19 protein-coding genes are annotated in these 15205 nt (G+C 68.2%); 9 read left to right on the forward strand and 10 right to left on the reverse strand.

The window, feature by feature from the left end:
* Positions 1-10 precede the first annotated feature (10 nt).
* Together ACZ5XO_RS07100 and ACZ5XO_RS07105 are read right to left on the reverse strand one after the other, a co-directional pair.
* Entirely contained in the window at positions 11-1120 is a 1110-nt protein-coding gene (locus ACZ5XO_RS07100; protein WP_464164565.1) for an FAD-dependent oxidoreductase, read from the reverse strand.
* Between the two features lie 10 nt (positions 1121-1130).
* Positions 1131-1559, reverse strand: a complete 429-nt coding sequence (locus ACZ5XO_RS07105) for an organic hydroperoxide resistance protein (protein ID WP_312783503.1) — start codon at positions 1557-1559, stop codon at positions 1131-1133.
* A 132-nt stretch (positions 1560-1691) separates the two neighbouring features.
* On the opposite strand from ACZ5XO_RS07105, the gene ACZ5XO_RS07110 reads away from it, so the two are divergent.
* On the forward strand, positions 1692-1955 hold the full coding sequence (locus ACZ5XO_RS07110; protein WP_464164566.1) for a hypothetical protein: 264 nt from the start codon (positions 1692-1694) through the stop codon (positions 1953-1955).
* Here the strand turns inward: ACZ5XO_RS07110 and ACZ5XO_RS07115 are convergent.
* On the reverse strand, positions 1915-2583 hold the full coding sequence (locus ACZ5XO_RS07115) for a J domain-containing protein (protein ID WP_464164567.1): 669 nt from the start codon (positions 2581-2583) through the stop codon (positions 1915-1917). The two genes, ACZ5XO_RS07110 and ACZ5XO_RS07115, sit on opposite strands and share 41 nt — an antisense overlap.
* Before the next feature lie 45 nt (positions 2584-2628).
* Here ACZ5XO_RS07115 and ACZ5XO_RS07120 point away from each other — a divergent pair, with 45 nt between their 5' ends.
* The 5 genes from ACZ5XO_RS07120 (at position 2629) to ACZ5XO_RS07140 (ending at position 8835) form a co-directional block, all read left to right on the forward strand.
* A complete protein-coding gene (locus ACZ5XO_RS07120; RefSeq protein WP_464164568.1) occupies positions 2629-2925 on the forward strand; it encodes a BolA family protein in 297 nt (98 codons plus the stop codon).
* A gap of 109 nt (positions 2926-3034) precedes the next feature.
* Positions 3035-4849, forward strand: a complete 1815-nt coding sequence (locus ACZ5XO_RS07125) for an ATP-binding protein (protein WP_464164569.1) — start codon at positions 3035-3037, stop codon at positions 4847-4849.
* 103 nt (positions 4850-4952) lie between these two features.
* Positions 4953-5879 carry a mechanosensitive ion channel family protein gene (locus ACZ5XO_RS07130; protein WP_464164570.1) on the forward strand — a complete coding sequence of 309 codons (927 nt, stop codon included), beginning with the start codon at positions 4953-4955 and terminating at the stop codon, positions 5877-5879.
* Positions 5880-5882: 3 nt separating this feature from the next.
* The gene (locus ACZ5XO_RS07135; RefSeq protein ID WP_464164571.1) at positions 5883-6899 is read left to right on the forward strand and encodes a threonine aldolase family protein; all 1017 of its coding nucleotides are present in this window, start codon (positions 5883-5885) and stop codon (positions 6897-6899) included.
* Between the two features lie 49 nt (positions 6900-6948).
* The gene (locus tag ACZ5XO_RS07140) at positions 6949-8835 is read left to right on the forward strand and encodes an ABCB family ABC transporter ATP-binding protein/permease (RefSeq protein ID WP_464164572.1); all 1887 of its coding nucleotides are present in this window, start codon (positions 6949-6951) and stop codon (positions 8833-8835) included.
* Here ACZ5XO_RS07140 and ACZ5XO_RS07145 read toward each other — a convergent pair.
* From ACZ5XO_RS07145 to ACZ5XO_RS07170, 6 genes are all read right to left on the reverse strand, one after another.
* Positions 8823-9305 carry a chemotaxis protein CheE gene (locus tag ACZ5XO_RS07145; protein ID WP_464164573.1) on the reverse strand — a complete coding sequence of 161 codons (483 nt, stop codon included), beginning with the start codon at positions 9303-9305 and terminating at the stop codon, positions 8823-8825. The genes ACZ5XO_RS07140 and ACZ5XO_RS07145 overlap by 13 nt on opposite strands.
* Complete coding sequence (locus tag ACZ5XO_RS07150) at positions 9302-9877, reverse strand: response regulator (RefSeq protein ID WP_464164574.1); 576 nt, start codon at positions 9875-9877, stop codon at positions 9302-9304. The genes ACZ5XO_RS07145 and ACZ5XO_RS07150 overlap by 4 nt, the downstream gene beginning before the upstream one ends.
* Before the next feature lie 88 nt (positions 9878-9965).
* Positions 9966-10916, reverse strand: coding sequence for an acetyl-CoA carboxylase carboxyltransferase subunit alpha (locus ACZ5XO_RS07155; protein ID WP_464164575.1), 951 nt, complete (start codon positions 10914-10916; stop codon positions 9966-9968).
* 83 nt (positions 10917-10999) lie between these two features.
* Positions 11000-11194, reverse strand: coding sequence for a type II toxin-antitoxin system HicA family toxin (locus tag ACZ5XO_RS07160; protein ID WP_296176656.1), 195 nt, complete (start codon positions 11192-11194; stop codon positions 11000-11002).
* 101 nt (positions 11195-11295) lie between these two features.
* A complete protein-coding gene (locus ACZ5XO_RS07165; protein WP_464164576.1) occupies positions 11296-11520 on the reverse strand; it encodes a DUF1902 domain-containing protein in 225 nt (74 codons plus the stop codon).
* A gap of 17 nt (positions 11521-11537) precedes the next feature.
* Positions 11538-12440 (reverse strand): site-specific tyrosine recombinase XerD, encoded by a 903-nt coding sequence (locus ACZ5XO_RS07170; protein ID WP_464164577.1) that lies wholly within the window; start codon positions 12438-12440, stop codon positions 11538-11540.
* Between the two features lie 60 nt (positions 12441-12500).
* On the opposite strand from ACZ5XO_RS07170, the gene ACZ5XO_RS07175 reads away from it, so the two are divergent.
* The 3 genes from ACZ5XO_RS07175 to ACZ5XO_RS07185 are packed head-to-tail and all read left to right on the forward strand — an operon-like array spanning position 12501 to position 14772.
* Positions 12501-13082: a shikimate kinase gene (locus tag ACZ5XO_RS07175; RefSeq protein WP_464164578.1), complete on the forward strand. Its 582-nt coding sequence runs from the start codon at positions 12501-12503 to the stop codon at positions 13080-13082.
* Positions 13079-14188: a 3-dehydroquinate synthase gene (gene aroB, locus ACZ5XO_RS07180; protein ID WP_464164579.1), complete on the forward strand. Its 1110-nt coding sequence runs from the start codon at positions 13079-13081 to the stop codon at positions 14186-14188. The genes ACZ5XO_RS07175 and aroB overlap by 4 nt, the downstream gene beginning before the upstream one ends.
* Complete coding sequence (locus ACZ5XO_RS07185; RefSeq protein WP_464164580.1) at positions 14185-14772, forward strand: GNAT family N-acetyltransferase; 588 nt, start codon at positions 14185-14187, stop codon at positions 14770-14772. Before aroB ends, ACZ5XO_RS07185 begins: the two co-directional genes overlap by 4 nt.
* Here the strand turns inward: ACZ5XO_RS07185 and ACZ5XO_RS07190 are convergent.
* On the reverse strand, positions 14769-15185 hold the full coding sequence (locus tag ACZ5XO_RS07190) for an MliC family protein (RefSeq protein WP_464164581.1): 417 nt from the start codon (positions 15183-15185) through the stop codon (positions 14769-14771). The genes ACZ5XO_RS07185 and ACZ5XO_RS07190 overlap by 4 nt on opposite strands.
* Positions 15186-15205 lie beyond the last annotated feature (20 nt).

The following is a 15205-nucleotide window of genomic DNA, read 5'->3' on the forward strand; positions in this document are numbered from 1 at the left end:
GTCAGAGCGATTAGCGCAGCACGACCGGGTGGTCGAGGCCCAGACCGATACGAGCGACACGTTCGATGAGGAAGGGCAGGCGGGCGACCACGGGAATGGCGGCGCGACGGGCCAGATCGGCCCCGGCGCCGGTGTTGCGGACGAACCCGGTCAGGGCGCGGACGCGGCGCACCACGGCCTTGTCCACCGGGCGACGCAGGCGGTCGTAGTCCTCGATTCGCTCAAGCTGGCCGCTGAGGAAGTCGGCGGCGCAGTCTGCGAAGACGAAGGCGTCCTCTATGCCCAGGTTCATGCCGCGCGCGCCGATGGGCGAATGGATGTGGGCGGCGTCTCCACCCAGGGCGATGCGGCCCAGGCTCATGGCCGAGGCCATGCGGTGCGAGATGTGGAAGTCCGAGCGCCAGAGGACGGCGCCGGCGCGCCAGCCGTCCGGCAGGTTGTCCAGCAGGGGCGGGCCGAAGCCGATCAGGCGGAACCGCGCGCCCGAATAGGGCAGGCAGACGAAGACGGCGTCGTCGCGGAAGTCGATCCAGGCTTCGTCGGCGGGCGGGCCATCCAGTTCGACGTCGATCAGTTGCCAGGGCTCGGCCCAGGCGTCGCCGGGAAAGCCGAGGTGAAGCGCCTTGCGCACCGTGGAATGGGCCCCGTCGGCGGCGAACAGCAGGGGCGTGCGCGCCTGCTCGCCCGACGACAGGACGGCGGTGACGGCGTCGGCGTCCTGGGTCACGGCGGTCAGGGCCAGACTGCGCTCGACCGCGACGCCGCGCGCGGCCAGGGCCTGGGTCAGCAGGGCTTCGGTGCGGGCCTGGGGCAGGATGGCGAGGGGGAAGCGCGCGCCGAGGTCGATCTGGTCCAGGTGGATCTCGGCCAGCGTCTGGCCGTGGCGGTGGATGTGCAGGCGCTCGACGGTTCCGGCCTCGGCCAGGATGCGGGCGCTGACGCCGGTCGGTTCCAGCAGATCGAGGGTGCGTGGATTGACGCCGAGCGCCTTGGAGGTGGCGGTCGGCGTCTCGGCGGCGTCGATCAGGCGAACAGGCACGCCGCGCCGCGACAGGAAGAGGGCCGCCGCCAGTCCCGCAGGACCGGCGCCGACGATCAGGACCTGGGGCGCGGCGCTCATGACCGCAGGCTCAGCCGGCGCTCAGGGCCACGTCGACGTTGCCGCGCGTGGCGTTGGAATAGGGGCAGACCTGATGCGCCTTGTGGATCAGGTCGTCGATCACCGCCTGATCCAGGCCGTGGTCGGTGACGTGCAGGGTCACGTCCAGGTTGAAGCCTTCGCCGCGCGTGTTCTTGCCGAAGCCGACGCCGGCGGCGACCTTGGTGTCAGGGCCGACCGGGGTCCCGGCCTTGCCCGCGACCAGACGCAGGGCGCCCAGGTAGCAGGCGGCGTAGCCGGTGGCGAAAAGCTGCTCGGGATTGGTGCCGTCGCCGCCCTTGCCGCCCATTTCGGTGGGGACGGACAGGCGCACGTCGATCTTGCCGTCGTCGGTGGCGGAACGGCCTTCGTCGCGGCCGCCTCCCGATGCCGTGGCGTGGGCGCGATACAGGACTTCCATGAGGCGACTCCTTTTTGGATCGAAGGAGTCGAATATGGGCCTCAGTCGTTCAGAAACAACGGTTCTGTGATTCGTGTAATTCACAAGCCGCATGTTAACAATTTGGCCATCGCTTCCGTCGGGGAAGAGGCCATGCATACGAACACGCAGTACTTCTGCTATGTCTATGACGCGCCCGAAAGCACGCCTAACATGTTCGCTCTGGATGCGGACAGCTTGCTGGAGGCCGTCAGCGAAACGCAGCGCATGATGCTGGAAGAAGCCGGCAGCGCATTCGCCGAGATCTGGGACGGCGCGGGCGAGAACGTCACCCGCATCGACGGACCGCCCAAGCCGGGCGGCTTGCTGAAAACGCTCAGGCGTGTCCGGCCTTCTTCAGGGTCTTCCAGGCCTTGATGACGCGCTGAAGCTTGGCCTCGGCGCCGCGGTCGCCGCCGTTGGTGTCAGGGTGGAAGCGTTTCAGCAGCTCATGATAGCGCGCCTTGATGGCCGCCTTGTCCGCGCCGGGCTTGAGGTCGAGATCGGTCAGGGCCGCCAGTTCGATCTTGCCGATGCGATGCTCTTCGGCCATGGCCGGCCCGGCTTCGCGGGTGCGGCGGCCGAACAGGCCGAAACTGTCGCGCCATGAACCCGCGCCCTGGTTGTTGGCCGTGCCCATCTTGGCGGCGAAGGCGGCGGCCTCGCGGGTGTTCTTGCCGGCCTTCATCTCCCAGGTCGGGCGGCCGCCGGTCATGGCCTCGTTTTCCTGGGCGGCGCGGATCTGACCTTCGCTCATGCCCGCGTAGAAGTTCCAGCCCTTGTTGTACTGGCCCGCATGGGCCTGACAGAAGTCGTAGAACTCGGCCAGCTGTTCGCGCGACTTGGGCGCCCTGGCGGTCGCCGGCCTGCTGCAGTCCGGCCACTGGCAGGGCTTTTCGCCGGGCTTCAGGTGCAGGGCGTCGGCCTCGGCCTGCTCTTCCTCAGGCTTGGGCGGCTTCACGCGGATATCGGTGAAGCGAGGCTTGTATTCAAATGACGCGGACATCGCCCCAAGTGTAAGCTGGAATTGGACAGCTTCAAGGAACGACCGATGTCAGACGGCCCCGTGGCGGCACTTATCCGCGAAAAACTGACCGTGGCCTTCGCCCCGGTGCGGATCGATCTGGAAGACGACAGCTGGAAACACGCCGGTCACCATCATGAAGGCGGCATGGACGCCAGGGACGGGGGCGAGAGCCATTTCCAGCTGACTATCGTTTCGGACGCCTTTGAGGGACAGGGCCGCGTCGCGCGGCAGCGGGCGATCAATACCGTGCTGAAGGCGGAGCTGGCGGGACCGGTTCATGCGCTCGCCGTTCGGGCCCTGACGGCGGCGGAGGCGGGGTGAGGGGCGTCGCCCTGTTCATCCTGATACGTACAAAGCCGTATTCACTTCGTCTTAGAACCTTCAATCTAGCGTTCGCCCCGGACTGATTTGCAAAGGCGGGGGCTAGCGAATGGTAGGTTCTGACGGGATCAAGGGATTGGATGGTCAGGCGCCGGGCGAAGCCGCTCAGGCGCTGACCGCTATCCTGCAGACCCACTACCTTCGCTATATGATCATCGTCAGCTGGGCTGTCGGCGTCATCGCCACGGTGGGCCTGGCGACCGGTTTGCTCTGGTTCGCGGCGACCCTGGCGGCGGGCGCCTTGCGCGGCGAGGTCGAAAAGCGCGTCAGCCAGCGCGTCGGCGCGGGGTGGGGCATGGTCTTCCCGGCCGTGGCCACCGCAACGACGGCGGTCTGGGCCGTGGCCCCGCTGCTGGCCTGGTATTCGCCGTCGCCCTTCGGACATGAGCTGGCCATCGCCTTGCTGGTCTCGGGCTATGTGCTGGTCTTCGCCCAACTGCGCAGTTCGCCGCGTCAGGCGATCATGATTTCCTCGCCCTATGGTCTGGCCGCCGCGATCATCGCCGTCAGCCTGATCGGCGGTCCCTTGTTCTGGCCCTTCGTCGCCCTGGTGCCGTTCACGGCCGCCAGCCTCTTTGTTCTGGTGACGATGACCATGTTGCGCGAAGACCGGATCCGCGCCTTCCAGGAGCATCAGGCCCATCTGATCGAGGAGCTGGAGACGGCGCGGGACAAGGCGGATGCGGCCAACGAGGCCAAGTCCAGCTTCCTCGGCGTCATTTCCCACGAACTTCGCACGCCGATGAACGGGGTGCTGGGCGCGGCCCAGTTGCTGAGCGCGACGCGGCTGGAGGGAACCCAGCGGGAGTATCTGTCGATCATCCGCAACTCGGGCGACAATCTGCTGAGCCTGCTGAACGACATCCTGGACATGACCAAGATCGAAGCCGGGAAAATGAGCTTCGATGTGGTGGATGTTCAGGTTGATGACCTGCATCGGCGCATCACCGGTCCCTTCGAGGCCCAGGCCGAGGCCAAGGGGCTTAGCCTGGTGTCGACGTTCGAGGGCGAACTGCCGGCCGTGGTGCGAGGGGATCCTCTGCGCGTCTGCCAGGTGGTGCAGAACCTGCTGTCGAACGCCGTCAAGTTCACCGATCAGGGCGAGATTCGATACACGGTGCGCGGACGTCGGATTTCTGATCGGCGCGTCGGCTTCGAATTTTCGGTCACGGACAGTGGTACGGGCATTTCCCGTGATGATCTGGATCGCCTGTTCCAACCCTTTACCCAGGTGGACAACTCCTCGACCCGCAAGTTCGGCGGCACGGGCTTGGGGCTGACCATCGCGCGGCGCATGGCGCACATCATGGGCGGCGATATTACTGTGACGTCGAAGCTGGGTCAGGGCTCCACCTTCACCCTGACGATCGAGGGCGAAGTGGTCGAATGGTCCCGCCCTGAAGCGGCGGAAGCCGTCGACGCCGATGTCGAAGGCGGCGACCGTCTCGATGTCCTGGTGGTCGAGGACCATCCGGTCAACCGCATGATCCTGGAGGCCTGGATGGGGTCGGCCGGTCATCGCACGAGCACGGCCGAAAACGGCCAGCTGGCTGTTGATCTGGCGAAAAACCAGCGCTTCGACCTGATCATCATGGACGTGAACATGCCGGTGATGGACGGGTTGACCGCGACGCGTCTGATCCGGGAAGGCGGGGGCGTCAACTCGGACACGCCTGTCGTCGTGTTGTCAGCGTCGGCTCGGAATGAGGATCATGAAGCCGGACTGGCGGCGGGAGCCGACGCCTATCTGAACAAGCCGATCGATTTCCGTAGCCTGGCCGGATTGATGGGCCAGGCGCCCGGCGGGCGTACCGCCCTGCGTCAGGCCGCGGTCGCTGGCGACGAGACGGCGGTCGCCGCCTGATCCTGTCCATCCAGGCTCGCCAATGGCGGCCGGGGCGAGCCATGACGTGAAAAGCCGAAGCCACGGGGCTTCCATTCGTGTCTCCAGGCGTTAGACCCGGGGCATGTCCGCTCTGCATGAAACACTGAACCAGGCCGTCGCTGTCGGCGAAAAGCGCCTGACCGTCGACGCCGCCATCCTGGCCAAGCTGGCCGACATGGCCGGCGATCTGGCTATCAACCTGACCATCGCGGCGCTGATCTTCGCCGTCACCTTGTTCGTCGCGCGCTGGGCGTCGGGCGTGACGCGTCGGGTGCTGGGACGGATGCGGGCTTTCCGTCACGACCAGACGGTGCTCAGCTTCGCCGCGCAGGTGGTCCGCGTGGTGGTCATCATCATCGGCATGATCGCCGTGCTGCAGCGGCTGGGCGTGCAGACCACCTCGATCATCGCGGTTCTGGGCGCGGCCTCGCTGGCGGTGGGTCTGGCCCTGCAAGGGACGTTGTCCAATGTGGCGGCCGGGGTCATGCTGCTGGTGCTGCGGCCCTATCGCGTGGGCGAGGTGATCGACGTGGGCGGCGCCTCGGGCACGGTTCAGAAGCTGGATCTGTTCACCACCCAGCTGTCGAACGCCAACAACCACAAGATCGTCATTCCCAACTCCAAGGTCCTGAGCGACGTCATCATCAACCTGACTGGGCAGAGGACGCGGCGGGTCGAGATCAAGTTCACCGTCGGATACGGCGAGAATCTGAAGGACGCCTGCGACGTGTTGGCGGGCGTCGCCACGGCGCACGGCAAGGTGTTGAAGGACCCGACGCCCTGGACGGGCGTGACGGCCCTGTTGGACAGCGCTGTCGAGATCACCCTGCACGCCTGGGTCAATGTCGCTGACTGGTGGCAGACCCAGGCTGATCTGATGCAGGGGGGGAAGGAAGCGCTGGACGCCGCCGGAATCGAGATACCCTTCCCGCATCAGGTCGAGGTGCCGGCCAAGGACGCCAAATTCGCCCGCATCGTCATGGCGCCGGCAGAACAACAGGAAGACTGACGCGTGCGTTACGATTTCGGATCGGACAATACGGCCGGCATGGCGCCCGCCGCGCTGGAAACGCTGGCGGCGGCCAACGGCGGTTTCGCGCGGGCCTATGGCGCCGACGAGATCACGGCGCGGGCGGCGGATCAGATTCGCCAGCGGCTGGACGCCGACGCCGAGGTGCGCTTCGTCTTCAGCGGTACGGCGGCCAACGCCATCGCCGTCTCCATGCTGGCCCGGCCCTATGAGGCGGTGCTGACCCATCATGCGGCCCATATCTGCACCGACGAGACCGGTGCGCCCGGCTTCTTCGGTCACGGCGTGGGCCTGATCGGCTTGCCGGGCTATTCGGGCAGGATCGACGCTATGGCCCTGCGCGCCGCGCTGGACGAGCCGGTCGTCGGTCACCGCCAACCGGCGGCGGCGCTGAGCGTCACCCAGGCGACGGAATACGGCGCGGTCTATTCCGAGGAAGAACTGCGCCACCTCATCGAACCGGCCAAGCTGGCGGGACTCGGCGTGCACATGGACGGGGCGCGGCTGGCCAACGCGGTCGCGGCGGGGTTCGACCTGAAGGATATCCCGCGCCTTGGCGTGGATGTGCTGGTGTTCGGCGGGGCCAAGGCGGGCGCGAACTGCGCCGAGGCCCTGGTCATCTTCGACAAGAGCCTGACGCGGCGCATCGACAATCGGCTGAAGCAGGCCGGGCAGACGGCGTCCAAGGGGCGGTTCCTGGCCGCGCCGATCCTGGGCCTGCTGGAATCCGGCGCCTGGGAGAGCGGGGCGGCGCACGCCAATCTGATGGCGCAGCGGCTGGCCGATGGGATCGAGGAGCGCTCGCCCTTTGTTCTGGCCCATCCGGTCGAGTCCAACGCCGTCTTCGTGCGGATGTCCGAAGAGGCGCACGCGCAACTGAACGCCAGGGGCTGGGCCTGTTATCAGTTCGACGACGGCTCGGTGCGGTTCGTCTGTTCCTGGGCGACGACCGAGGGCGCGGTCGATGAACTGCTCGAAGCCATCGCGAGTTTGAACTGAATGTCGCTTTCGCTCCGGCGCGGCGCCGTCCTTTGGCTGGAGCATGACCATGCGCGGTGAACGATCAGGCCGAAGGGGCGACTCCACGATCAAGGCCATGGCCGCCGGACAGGTCGAGGTCAAACAGGAGGCGCCGCCGACGCTGCAGGCGCTGACGGACCTGCTGCGCGTTGTGGGACGCTCGGGCGCGCCGCAACTGCCGTGGCGTGTCGCCGGGGCCATCGGTCTGACGCTGGCGGGCAAGGGGCTGGGCGTGGCCGCGCCGCTGATCCTGGGCGCGGCGGTCAATCATCTGGCGGCGGGGCAGGGCGCGGCGGCGGCCGTGGGCTGGGGCTTCGCGGCCTTCGCGGTCGGCTGGGCCGTGGTGCGGTTCCTGTCGGCCGCGACGCCGCAGCTGTCGGACGTGGTGTTCGCGCCGGTTCGGGCGGCGTCGCAGCGCAGGACTGCGGCGGAGACCTTTGCTCATGCCCTGAGCCTGTCGCTGGACTTTCACCAGACCAAGCGGTCAGGCGCCCTGTCGCGGACCATGGATCGCGGCTCGCGGGCCGTGGACTTCCTGCTGCGGATTCTGGTGTTCAATCTGGGGCCGACCGTGGTCGAGCTGGTGCTGGCGGCGGCGGTGCTGAGCGGCAAGTACGACTGGCGGTTCGGTGCGGTGGCGATCGGGGTGGTGGCCGTCTATGCCGTCGCGACCTTCGCCATGGCCAACTGGCGGCTGGAGCATCGGCGCGCCATGAACGCCGCCGACAGCGAGGCGGCGGGCCTGAGCGTCGACGCCCTGCTGAACTATGAGACGGTCAAGTCGTTCGGGGCCGAGGGGCGGGCGGCCGAGGCCTATGACCGGTCGCTGTCGACCTATGTGGACGCGGCGCTGAAGGCCAATACCTCGCTGGCGACGCTGAACCTGATCCAGGGCCTGATCATGAACGTCGGCCTGGGCGTCATGGCCGTCATGGCCGGGTTCGAGGCGGCGGCTGGCCGGATGGGGCCGGGTGATGTGACGGCGGCGGTGCTGATCATGATCTCCCTGTATGCGCCGCTGAACATCCTGGGCTTCGCCTATCGGGAAATCCGTCAGTCTTTCATCGACATGGAGGAAATGCTGAAGGTGACGCGTCAGGCGCCGCAGGTGGCCGATGCGCCCGACGCCGTGGCCTTGCCACGACCGACCGGCGGCTGCGGGGCCGAGGTCGTCTTCGAGCATGTGGGCTTCCGCCACGATGCGCGGGCGGCGGGTCTGGACGACGTCAGCTTCGTCACCCCGGCCGGCACGACCACGGCCCTGGTGGGGCCGTCGGGGGCGGGCAAGTCCACGATCGTCAAGCTGGCCCTGCGTCTGCTGGACCCGCAGGAAGGACGCGTGCTGATCGACGGGCGGGACGCCCGCTCGGTGACGCAGGCGTCGCTGCGGGCCGCCGTGGCGCTGGTGCCGCAGGACGTGGCCCTGTTCAACGACAGCATTCGCGCCAACATCGCCTTCGCCCGGCCGGACGCTGACGAGGCGGCCATCTGGGCGGCGGCTGAGGCGGCGGAACTGGCCGACTTCATCCGCAATCTGCCGGAGGGCATGGAGACGCGGGTGGGCGAGCGCGGTTTGAAGCTGTCAGGCGGCGAGCGTCAGCGCGTCGGCATCGCCCGCGCCCTGCTGGCCGATCCCTGCATCCTGATCCTGGACGAGGCGACCAGCGCGCTGGACAGCCGCACCGAGGCGGCGATCCAGAAGACCCTGCGCAAGGCGCGGGCGGGCCGCACGACGCTGGTGGTCGCGCACCGCCTGTCGACCGTGGCCGACGCCGAGCAGATCCTGGTGCTGAAGGCCGGCCGCATCGTCGAGCGTGGCGCGCATCATGAACTGGTGGCGCGTCAGGGCGGGGAATACGCCAGCCTGTGGCGCAAGCAGACGCGCGGCGCGAAAAGCCTGCCTCAGTCGGACTGAGCCGCGCCGGGCGCCTTGGCCTTCAGCACGTCCTTGAGGCTGGCCAGCACCTGGGTGCGGGCCTCGGCGGCTTCGACCGGCAGGGTCAGCAGCAGGCGCAGGGCCTGGGCGTGAACGGTGACGATGCGCCAGTCGAACGGCCTGTCCTCGGGCGCGGCGTCGATCAGGTCGCACAGGTTGGCGGCCGCGACGCACACGTCCGTCAGTTCGAACGGGCCGGCGGCGTCGATGACGGCGCTGGAGTGATCATAGGCCTGATCGAGAACGCGAGAGGCTTCTTCGATGGAGGTCGCGGGCTGAAGGGCGGCCAGGGCGGCGACCTTTTCCTCGATCACGGCGCGGCTGCGGGCTTCCATCTCGGCCAGGTTGGCCTTGGCCTGGGCCAGGGCGACGCCGGCGCTGACGCCGCCGGGTTGGTCGATGAGGGTCGACAGACGAGAGCGGCGGCGGTTGTGCGTGATGACGGTCATAGCTCGATCGACGCTCTGCGTTGGGCTTCGAATTCAGCCTTGCGGATTTCCTCGGAACGACGCTCCAGGCCTTCCCAGGGTTCCGAGCGGAAACGTCTATCTGGCCCGAAATAGTCGCCGACTTCAAGGAAGGGGCGGGCGTCGCGGGCGACCCAGACGATGCGTTCCAGCAGGACAGCGGCGCTGAAGGGCTTGGTGATCAGGAAGTTGGCGCCGCAGTCGCGGGCCTCGGCCACCTTGGAACGACGCACGTGGGCGGCGGTCATGATGACGGGGGCGAAGGCGTTGGGCTCAAGTCCCGAACGGCGCAGCCAGCGCACGAACTCATAGCCGCTCATGCCCGGCATTTCGCAGTCGACCAGGATCAGATCGACCGGATGATCGCGCAGGATGGCGATGGCCTCGGAGGCGCTGGCGCAGGCGTGGCGCACCTTGATGCCGAAACCGAGGATGGCCTGGGTCGTCAGTTCCAGGGCGAAGGGCGAATCGTCGATGACCATGGTCACCGCCCCAGCGAAGTTGAACACCGCGCTTTCGCGCAGGGATTCGCCGACCCCGTTCATGCCGCGCATGAGGAGGCCCCGAGGTTCTGGGAGGGAGGGGAGGCGAATCGCATGGCGTCAGCTTCGGCGGCGCGAGGCCGCCGTGCAATGCAGGCGATCAGCCCAGGCGGCCGATGGCGTAGAAACGGTCGGCGCGGGCCTTGCGGATCTGGTCCGCCGACAGCGACGACAGGGACTTCAACTCGTCTTCCAGCACGTCGCCGACGGACTTGATGGCCTGATCGCGGGCGGTGTGGGCGCCGCCCATGGGCTCGGGGATGACGCGATCGACGATCTTCATCGCCATAAGGTCGGGAGCGGTGATCTTCATGGCCATGGCCGCGTCCTTGGCGCGCGTGCCGTCGCGCCACAGGATGCCGGCCGCGCCCTCGGGCGAGATGACCGAATAGATGGAGTGCTCCAGCATCAGGACGCGGCTGGCGGCGGCGATGGCGATGGCGCCGCCCGAACCGCCTTCGCCCGTCACCGTGGCGATGGAGGGGACGCCCAGGGTCAGGCCGCGCTCGGTCGAGCGGGCGATGGCCTCGGCCTGACCGCGCTCTTCGGCGCCCAGGCCCGGATAGGCGCCGGCGGTGTCGACGAAGGTCAGGACCGGCAGGCCGAACTGTTCGGCCATGTCCATCAGGCGGACGGCCTTGCGGTAACCCTCAGGCCGCGCCATGCCGAAGTTGTGGGTGATGCGGGTCTGGGTGTCGTGGCCCTTTTCGTGGCCCATGACCACGACAGATTGACCGCGGAAGCGGGCCAGGCCGCCCAGGATGGCCTGGTCGTCGCCGAACTGACGGTCGCCGTGCAGTTCCACGAAGTCGGTGAACAGGCCCTCGATATAGTCGACGAAGTGCGGACGCTGGGGGTGACGCGCGACCTGGGTGCGCATCCAGGGGTCGAGATTGGCGTAGGTCTTCACCCGCAGGGCGTCGGCCTTCTTGCGCAGGGCGGCGATCTCGGACTCGAACGAGCCGCTGGTCGGGGCCAGATGCGACAGCTCCGCGATCTTGGCTTCCAGCTCGGCGATGGGCTTTTCGAATTCGAGATAATGCGTGGCCATAAGGCGTCCGTGAGGAGAAGCGCGGTTGGCGCTACGGAAAGCGGCGGAAACTAGTGCGGGGAACGCCGTGGGGCAAGCGGGGTTCAGAACGCCTTGGGCAGACCGGCCTGTTTAAGGACGGTATTGGCGGTGTGTCGGCTCTTGGAGCGGGGTACGATGACGGCGTGGGCGACGTCTGGATGACGCCATTTCTCGTGACTGCCCTTGGCGTTCTCCATGCGGCGCCAGCCGGCGGCGTGGAGGAGGGCGGTCAGCTCGGGGTAGAAGTCCTTGGGCATGTCCAGATCACTCTCAGTTCTGGAATACTGATGGTGTCACGACGCGAATGTGAGAATGCACCGCTTGTTGTGCGGGGCGGTTCCTACAACAACGTAAGACGTTAGGCCGCGAGAACTTCAAAGCCGCCCAGCGCTTCAAAGCGGATCGGCACGGGGCCGTGGATTCCGAGATTCTCAGCCAGGAGTTCGGAAGCGAACTGGCGCGCAAGGCTCTCGAACTCGGCCAGGGTCGCGGTTTCGATAACCAGACCGGGAATGTCGGATTCGCTGCACCAGACCTCGGCCTCCGGGTCCCAGATCGCCTTGACGTAGAAGGATCGTGCCATGATCGAACTATGGGCTTTCAGTCGTCCTTCGCCAAGGGGTGTCGGGAATGGACGACCTGGGCCAGGCGGTCGGTGGCGACGTGGGTGTAGATCTGGGTGGTCGAGATGTCGGCGTGGCCCAGCAGGGTCTGGACCACGCGCAGGTCGGCGCCGCCTTCCAGCAGGTGGGTGGCGAAGGCGTGACGCAGGACGTGGGGACTGACGCGGGCCGGGTCGATATTGGCCGCAATGGCCGCCTGATCCAGCAACTGGGCGAAACGGCGGGGCGTCAGGCAGCCGGTCTTGCCGTGCGAGGGGAAGAGCCAGGCGCTGTCGGGCGTGTTCGGCTTGCGCGCGGCGTCGCGGGCGTCGAGCCAGGCCTTGATCGCGGCGCGGGCGGCGGCGTTGAGGGGGGCCAGCCGCTCCTTGCCGCCCTTGCCGCGCACGATCAGATAGGCGGGGTCGCGGCGCACGGCCTCGACCTTCAACCCCAGCAGTTCGGACACACGCAAGCCTGAGGCGTAGGCCATCTCGACCAGGGCGACGAGGCGCAGTCCCGCCGCGCTGTCGGCGGCGCCGGCAGCGGTCAGCAGGGCCTCGATCTCGTCGCGGCTGAGGGTCTTGGGCAGGCTGCGGCTCTGTTTGGGGGCGTCGATGCGGCGGGACGGGTCGTCGGCTCGCCAGCCTTCGCCCAGGGCGAAGCGGTAGAACTGACGCACGGAGGACCGCCGGCGCGCCGCCGTGGCCGCCGACAGGCCGCGTCGGGACAGGTCGGCGAACCAGGCCTCGACCGCTTCCTGAGACGCGCCCATCAGGCCGCCAGCGTCGGACAGCCAGATCTCGGCGTCGGCCAGGTCGCGGCCATAGGCGGACAGGGTGTGGGGCGAGGCGTCGCGCTCGACCGCCATCATTTCCAGAAAGGCCTCGACCTGGGGCGTCATGCGGCGTGCACAACACAGGTGTGGAGCGAACGGCCGGGTCGTGTAGAGAATAGTGCAACCATGCCTGCCGACGCCTCGCCCGATTCCTCGCCCCTGTCGCCGTCCCTGACGCCAGACCGCACCATAGCCCTGGTGGGGCTGATGGGCGTGGGAAAATCGACGGTGGGGCGCAGACTGGCGCAGCGGCTGGGCTTGCCCTTCCACGACGGCGACCACGAAATCGAGGCCGCTGCGGGGATGAGCGTCAGCGAAATCTTCGCCAGCCGGGGCGAGGCCGAGTTTCGGGCGGGCGAGGCGCGAATCATGCGCCGCCTGCTGGAAGGCCCGCCCATCGTCCTGGCGACCGGCGGCGGGGCCATGATGAACCCCGAGACGCGCGCCCTGATGAAAAGGCACTCGGTCAGCGTCTGGATGCGTGCGGATCTGAAGGTGATCGCCGAACGGGTGCAGCGGCGCGACACCCGCCCCCTGCTGCGCGGACGCGATCCGCTGGAGGCCCTGAGCCAACTGGCCGAGGCCCGCTATCCCATCTACGCCGAGGCCGACCTGACAGTGGACGTCGGCGGCGGCTCGCACGGCCAGGCGGTCGAGGCCATTATTCGAGAACTGCGGTGCCACGCCCGCGAGGAGAGCCAGAAATGACGACGACGATCCCGGTCGGGGGCGAGGGCTTCGCCGCCTATGAGGTCGTGGTCGGACGGGGGCTGCTGCAAGAGGCCGGGGCGCGGGTCGCGGCCTTGAAGCCTACGCGGGCCTATATCGTCAGCGACGAGACCGTCGCGGCCATCCATGGCGCGACCGTGCGGGCCTCGCTGGAGGCGGCGGGGCTGGCGACCGGGGTCGTGACGGTTCCGGCGGGCGAGGCGTCCAAGTCGTTTGAACAGCTTGAGGCGGTGCTGGACCGGCTGCTGGCCGAGGGGCTGGATCGCAAGAGCATCGTGGTGGCGCTGGGCGGCGGGGTCGTGGGCGATCTGGCCGGGCTGACGGCGGCCCTGTTCATGCGCGGCATCGACTTCGTGCAGGTGCCGACGACCCTGCTGGCCCAGGTGGATTCCTCGGTCGGAGGCAAGACGGCCATCGACACGCCGCGCGGCAAGAACCTGATCGGCGCCTTCCATCAGCCGCGTCTGGTGCTGGCCGACATCGAGGCCCTGGCCACCCTGCCGGTGCGGCAGGTGCGCTCGGGCTGGGCCGAGGTGCTGAAGCACGGCCTGATCTGTGACGCCGCCTTCTTCGACTGGCTGGGCGGGGAAGGGGCCGCGGGCGCCGAGGGCGATCCCGACGCTCTGGAGCGGGCGGTGATCCGGTCGGTCGAGATCAAGGCGCAGGTCGTCGGCGAGGACGAGAAGGAGGCCGGGCGGCGCGCCCTGCTGAACCTGGGACATACTTTCGGGCACGCGCTGGAGGCCGAGCTGGGCTTTGGAGACGCCCTGACCCATGGCGAGGCGGTCGCTCTGGGCTGCGCCATGGCCTTCCGCTTTTCGGCCCGCCAGGGCCTGTGTTCGGCGGCGGACGCCGAGAAGGCCGAGACGGGGATCAGGGCGGCGGGTCTGCCGACGCGGCTGGCCGATGTGGATCAAACCTTCGGCGCCGAGGCCCTGATCGGGCGGATGGCCGGGGACAAGAAGGCTGAGGGCGGCCGTCTGACGCTGATCCTGGCGCGGGCCATCGGCGACGCCTTCACCGACAAGGACGTGGACGCCGAGGCGGTGCGGGGCTTCCTGATCGAGGAAGGCGCGACGGCGTGACGCTGAGCCCCGTCGTCCTTGAAGATCGCTTTGTCCGGCTGGAGCCGTTCACGGCGGGGCTGGAGGGCGAGGTGAGGGCGGCGCTGGACTGCGACCCCGAGGCCTGGAACGGCATGGTCAGCGCGGCTTACGGCGAGCATTTCGACGCCTGGTGGGCGGCGGCGCTTAAAGCCATGGAGGCTGGCTCGCGTATCGCCTTCGCCGTGCGGCGTTTGAGCGACGGGGCGGTGGTCGGCACGACCAGTCTGTATGAAATCAAGCCTGAGCATCGGCGTTGCGAGGTCGGCTCGACCTTCTATCGACCCGATGCGCGAGGCGGGGCGGTCAATCCGGCGTGCAAGCGGCTGTTGCTCGACTACGCCTTTTCCAACGGCGCGGTGCGGGTCGAGATCATCACCGACGCCCAGAACGCCGCCAGCGCCGCCGCCATTCGCAAGCTGGGCGCGCGCGACGAGGGCGTGCTGAGGAAGCACAAGATCACCTGGACCGGGCGCGTGCGCGACACGGCCCAGTTCGCCGTTCTGGATGAGGGCTGGCCCGAGGTGCGGCGCCGGTTGGACGAACGGCTGGCGACGCTCGCCTAATCCACGGCCCGGCATTCGGTCGGTTCGCGGCCGTCGGCGGTCCATGTGGCCTGAACGCCCTTGCCGCGCAGCTCGTAACCGCTGGCGCGATACCAGATGCCGTCGGCCGCGCGCTCCTGGAACAGATCAACGGCCTCGCCCGACGAGTTGCGCACGGTCGCCATCTGGCGCGGATTATCGAAGTCGACCGACAGGCGTTCGCTGTTGTTACACAGATAGACGGTGCGGATGACCCGGTTCAGGGCGCGGTCCTGAACCTCGGCGCCGGTGCGTTTGCGGGCGGTCTGGGCCTCGACGGCGCGTTCGCGCACGGCGTCGCCGTCGGTGGGGGCTTCGCGAGGTTCCGGCCCGCAGGCGGCGACCAGGGCGGTCAGGATGAAGGCCGGAGCGGCGCGAAGGAACAGGTGCGACAAGCGGAGGCCTCCAAGGTCAA

This window comes from Brevundimonas sp. T2-11 (assembly GCF_055397675.1).